This is a genomic window from Corallococcus sp. CA047B (genome assembly GCF_003612065.1).
GTDB classification, from domain to species: Bacteria; Myxococcota; Myxococcia; order Myxococcales; family Myxococcaceae; genus Corallococcus; species Corallococcus praedator.
Genome location: NZ_RAWD01000479.1, coordinates 1 through 5,248, shown reverse-complemented (window position 1 = coordinate 5,248; position 5,248 = coordinate 1). Strand labels below are relative to the sequence as shown.

6 protein-coding genes are annotated in these 5,248 nt (G+C 68.6%); 1 reads left to right on the top strand and 5 read right to left on the bottom strand.

Features of this window, described 5'->3' with window-relative positions:
• Positions 1-61: 61 nt before the first annotated feature.
• Complete coding sequence (locus D7X74_RS39350; RefSeq protein WP_233602447.1) at positions 62-292, top strand: hypothetical protein; 231 nt, start codon at positions 62-64, stop codon at positions 290-292.
• Positions 293-296: 4 nt separating this feature from the next.
• On the opposite strand, the gene D7X74_RS39345 is transcribed toward D7X74_RS39350, so the two are convergent.
• From D7X74_RS39345 to D7X74_RS39325, 5 genes are all read right to left on the bottom strand, one after another.
• Positions 297-1,547: an imm11 family protein gene (locus D7X74_RS39345; RefSeq protein WP_120538080.1), complete on the bottom strand. Its 1,251-nt coding sequence runs from the start codon at positions 1,545-1,547 to the stop codon at positions 297-299.
• A gap of 12 nt (positions 1,548-1,559) precedes the next feature.
• Positions 1,560-2,891 carry an AHH domain-containing protein gene (locus D7X74_RS39340; protein WP_233602446.1) on the bottom strand — a complete coding sequence of 444 codons (1,332 nt, stop codon included), beginning with the start codon at positions 2,889-2,891 and terminating at the stop codon, positions 1,560-1,562.
• Positions 2,892-2,955: 64 nt separating this feature from the next.
• Entirely contained in the window at positions 2,956-3,354 is a 399-nt protein-coding gene (locus tag D7X74_RS39335; RefSeq protein ID WP_120538078.1) for an STAS/SEC14 domain-containing protein, read from the bottom strand.
• 76 nt (positions 3,355-3,430) lie between these two features.
• Positions 3,431-3,922, bottom strand: a complete 492-nt coding sequence (locus D7X74_RS39330; RefSeq protein ID WP_120538077.1) for a CinA family protein — start codon at positions 3,920-3,922, stop codon at positions 3,431-3,433.
• Positions 3,919-5,028, bottom strand: a complete 1,110-nt coding sequence (locus D7X74_RS39325; protein WP_120538076.1) for a GRAS family protein — start codon at positions 5,026-5,028, stop codon at positions 3,919-3,921. Before D7X74_RS39325 ends, D7X74_RS39330 begins: the two co-directional genes overlap by 4 nt.
• Between the last annotated feature and the right edge of the window lie 220 nt (positions 5,029-5,248).

Below are 5,248 nucleotides of genomic sequence, written 5' to 3'. Positions count from 1 at the left end.
CAGATGGGTATAAGAGACAGACTCGGGGGAGAAGTGGGCGGGGGCGCTCGATGGGCGCGACGTGTGGGCGCTGGCGCTCGTGGGGCTGGTGCTGGTGAGCCTGGGGGTGGAGGTGGCCTACGCGGCGCTGTTCCACCGGGCCGTCGAGGGACGCACCACCGGCGAGGACGGGGTGTGGTTCGCGGACGCGGAGCAGGAGCGCTTCCGGCGCATCAACCGGCTCACGCTCGCGCTCAATGTGCCGCTGTATGTGGGGCTCGCCGTGCTGCTCGCGATGGGAATTGGAGGGTGAGGCGTCACACCACGGGCTGACGCCAGGCGCGGGACAGGTGGCTGGAGCCTCGCTCGTTGAAGCGGCGGATGAGTTCTTCACAGCCGTGTTTGCCGTGCTCCAGCAGGTACTCGAGCTCCGCGGGCATCAGGGTCTTCACGGTGACGAGGCGGACTTCTCCGTCGGGCATCGTGAAGTGGGTGGGGAGGCTGGGGGTGTCCATGCCCAGCAGCAAGCCCACCCGGCCGTCCTTTGTCAGGAGGGTTTCGGGCATCCGCTGCCCGTCCACCTCCATGGACAGGAAACCCGTCCTCACCGTCTCGCGCACCCTCTCGTGCTCCGCGAGTTCGTTGCCGATGTGCTCCAGGATCAGTTGCTGCCAGCAGCTCGACACGTCCGCGACGGGTTCATCCGTTTCCAGCGCGAGCTCCACGCCGAAGCCCACGGAGGGTTCCACGCGGGCTGCGTAGAAGTCGGACAGGCCGTCCGTCACGAAGAGGGTGCGGCCTTCCGGTCGGCGGATGACGCGCCAGACCTGGCGTCGTGCCGGCCAGCCTCCCCCGACGACCGGGGGAATGATGAACCGTTCTTCGAGCGTGCCCAGCGTGGCCCAGAAGGCGTCGCGGGCTGTTTCCGTCCGATCGTAGAGCTTCCTGAGCTTGAGCCGTCGTTCGCGCTCCTCAGGGGTAACGGAGCTGGGGCCGGTGACTTCTTCGAACTGCACCCCCGTGACACCCGCACGCTCCAAGGCGTCCTTGATGTCCTCGGAGACAATGATCGCACCCGTCCATCCCCTGGTGCGAAACACCTTCGCATCCCCCACCTTCGTCGTGTCGATGCGCATGTCATAGACCGACCGGTAGGATCCGGTCTTCTCTGGGCGCCCATCCTCCGGCTTCCAGTACGACACCTCCGCGGACTGTTGATCATCAATGCATTGGATCAGCTTCGTGACAACGAGGATGCAGTACGGCTCGGCTTGTCCGTCGACATCGACTGGAATCACCTGCACGGCGTCAGGCGCCAGCTTCGTGAAGATGTTCGCCACCCGCTGATGCACGATGGGCGCTGCTCCAACGCTTGTCTGGGAGAACTCGAGTGGTGTGCCAGGATGATGGACAGGGATTCGGAGCCGCTCCTCGACTCGAACGGCACAGCCATCCGCGAACTGCCAGATGTCATCGATTTCCTGCCCCTGTGAGTTCGTGGCCTCGTCTAGAAACCAGCGTTCCTGAATGCTCATGTCATCGGACAGTTCGAAGTATCGCGTCGTCATGGCCAAGGTCCGTCAGTCCCGAACAATCCATTGATTGAGCTGGCTGCCCGTTTCAAGCAGTTCTCTCGCCAGGGATTGGAGTGCCTTCTCCAGTTCGCCTCGACACTGCTCGATACTCCGACATCTTCCTAGCGCATCCTTCAGGCGTTTATAGACGACGGCATGGTACTGCTGAGGGTGGGGACCTTTGTGGCCCGGGATGCGGACTCGGTTCGCCTGGTCGTCCAGCGACATGCCTGCTCGGTCAAAGAGTTTCTGAAACTTGGGCGACCACGGGCCCCCATTGTGCGTCGCCTCCCACCACTTGTTCGTGGCGATGTGGTGCTCGTGGCCCTCGACTGCAGCGGCGTTCGGCCCCTGGGCCGCCATCGCCACAGCGCCCGGTGCCAGCTCAAGCGTCACCACGCCGCTCGACGCCACCGCCACCGCGCGCACCTGCCCGGCCGCCGCGAGGCTGAAGCCTCCCTGCTCCGCGCCCACCACCGCCGCCTGCGCCGCCCCCGGCAGCGTCGCCATCCTCGCCGCCAGCGTCTGCGCCGTGCCCCCCAGCGCCGCCATCGTCAGCATCACGAAGGCCCTCGCCGCCTGCTTCCCCATCACCTTCCCGTACTGCTCCCCCGCGTCCCGGATGCCGTCGAAGTCCCTCGCCTCCTTCACCCGCTCCGCCAGCAGCCTCCATCCCTGGATGAGGCTCCACACCGTGTCCCAGCCCAGGTACCCAATCAGCCCCACCGTCAGCACCGCCGCGATGCCCTTCGACAACAGTGGCTCCGGCGCCAGCCACAGCCCCAGGTACACCGCCCCCGTCGTCGCCAGCATCACCCCCATCGCTTCCGGGTCCACCATCCCCTCCAACGCGCTGGCCGTCTCCTCCCACACCGAGTCCAAGGCGATGCGGAAGGCCAGCGTGCGCTTGCCCTCCTCCTCCAGCCTTGGCCCCTCCTCCAGCAGGTGCAGGCAGTCTCCCGTCAGCTTCTTGCGCACGCACCAGCGCCCGTAGGCCGCCTCCAGCGCCGTGCCTTCCTCCGGCGCTTGCGTCACGCGCACGCGGCCCCGCCTGGGGTCCTCCAGCGCGACGAGTCCCAGGGATGCACGCGGGCGCCGGGCCTCCAGCCCCAACAACCGCAGCGCCTCCGTCCTGGGATGCACCGTCACCCGCGCACCGGGGGCCAGACTCCGGACCGCCTCTCCGAAGGCCCTGCCCTCCAGCGCCACCGGCGCCGTCCGCGTGCGCGGCGTGTACTCACGGGGCGGCCCTTCCCCCGTGTCCAACCGCCACGTCCGCGACGTCGCACAGCCCGTCGCGAACACCACCCATACCAACACGGCTGCCCAGCGCGGCATCATTCACGTCCCGAGCTCAGCGCCCCCTGTCTTCAAAGAGCGGAGCCCGGGAGTATGAAGACGCTCAGCCCTGGAGCGCCACGCCCAGCTCCGCGTCTCCATGCAACAGCCACGTCCTCGCGGCGGACTCCTGCCAGAAGCGACGGAGGATCTTGTCCGTCCCACTCCCCGACGCCACCCGGTTGAGCTGCAGCGCGACGATCTGGTTCTGCACCAGCTCCGCCACCCGCGTCACCCCGGAGCGCAGGCCGTACTCCTGCACCCGACGGATGAGGTCCGCGGCCTCCGGCGACGCGGGCCGGAACGTGCGCAGATCGGCTTCAATCTTGATGGCCTGTCCCGCCACCGTGTCCGTCGCGGCCTTCAACTCCACCACGAAGCGTTGCATCTCCTCCAACCGGATGTAGCCCTCCAGGGCGAAGCTCACGATGGACTCAGCTGGATTCACGTCGATTCGATACATCGGACGCCCCCTTCGTGAAGACTTCATCACCCATCCGGCCCGCGACCGCCAACGGTCCACGGGACGAGCCATCCATTCAGGACTCCACGGCAAGCTCCTCCAGAAGGAGGGCCAGCCCCCTCGCTGCCGCGGCCTGACGGACCGCCCTCCGGTCTCCCGTGAACAGATGGCGCTCCACCACCGCCGGCTTCCCCCGCCGCTGCACCGCCACGAACACCAGGCCCACGGGCTTCTGCTCCGTCCCGCCCCCAGGCCCCGCGATGCCGGTCTCCGCCACGCCCCAGTCCGCCCACGAGCGCTCCAGCGCCCCCGCCACCATCGCGCCCACCGCCTCCGCGCTCACCGACCCGTGCGCTCGCAACAGCGCCAGCGGCACCCCCAATTGCTCCCCCTTCGACTCGTTCGAGTACGGCACGAAGCCGCGCTCCACCACCGCCGACGCCCCCGGCACGTCCGTCAGCGCCGCCGTGATGAGCCCTCCCGTGCACGCCTCCGCCAACACCACGCGCACGTTCAATTCACGGCAGCGCGCAATCACTCGCGGCGCCAGGGCCTCCAGGTCGCTCATGAGCGCTCCCCGGGCACCGCCGCCAGCACCGCCACCAGCACGTCGCTCCGGAAGGTGATGCCCACCGTGCCCTCTTCCGCGCGCAGCCCCACCGCCGGGTGCACGCCCGACGGACACACCGCCTCCATGGCGCCCCTCGGCCGGAAGCCCGCCTTGCGCAACCGCTCCCACCAGACGAGCGCCGTCTCGTGGCGCTCGCACCGCTCCCGCTCGTTCACCGTGCCCACGATGTCATCCACCTCCCGGCCGAAGAACCGCTTGATGGCGCGGCGATCTCCCGCTGGCACCTCCAGCGTATCCAGCAACTGGAACACGCGGGAGAAGTGATGCCACGCATTGGCCAGCCGCTCGCGCGCCGGGGCGCGGTGGTGGTCCACGTTGGGCTCGCACAACACCACCCCCACCGGCCCCAGCGAGGCAATGCTCGCGAGCACCGCGTCGCGCGGCTCGACGTGCTCGGAGGCCCCGTCCACCACGTGGTGCAGCGCGAACGCCGCGTTCACCACCAGCGGCCGGCGCACGCTTCGCAACGCGGACCACACCGCCGGGTCCAGGTCCTCCACCGGTGACTCCAACCCCACGAACTCCAGCGACAGCCCCACCTCCTCCGCCACCGCCCTCAGCGCGCCGTGCGCTTCCCGCAGGCTGGCCCCGCTGGGGTCCACGCCCACCACCGACAGGTGCTTCGGCAGCGCTCCCGCCTTCGCCAGCACGCGCAGCAGGTTGCACTCCTGGCGCCCCTGGCCGATGCCCACGTCCAGCAGCGTCGCCTCGTCGTGGCCCCGCAGGAACTCCAGGAGCAGCGTGTTCGCCACCGCGTCCGCCGTCGAGGCCAGGGGCAGGTGCTTCATCAACTGCCGGAACAGGTCGATCTGCGGCGCGCCTCCGTCCAGCTCCGAGGCCCGGTACGGATGCAGCGCCCCCGTCGCCCCCTCCAACCTCCGCGACAGCGCCGTCGCGAACACGCCGTAGTTCTCGTCCTCCGCCACCCGCTCCACATCCAGCAACCGGTACAGCCCCGCCAAGGTCTCCACCGCCTCCACCGTCCGTGATGACAACGCATGGTCCATCGCCTGGAGCAGCAGTTCATCCTTCGGCGTGCGCATGCGTCCTCCCTCGGGAAACCTTGGCCGCGGCTTCCGTTCGACTTGAAAAACTGTAACGACCCCCCTGTTCTCCACTCCAGGGGCAGGCACCGCGGGCGCGTGTCCCGGGCGTTGAAGACAGACACGGTGGCGGAGTCGCTGGCCACGGCCTGGGACACGAAGGTGAAGCGCGCGCCGGAGCTGATCAACCGCGCGCTGATTCTCTGCGCGGACCACGAAC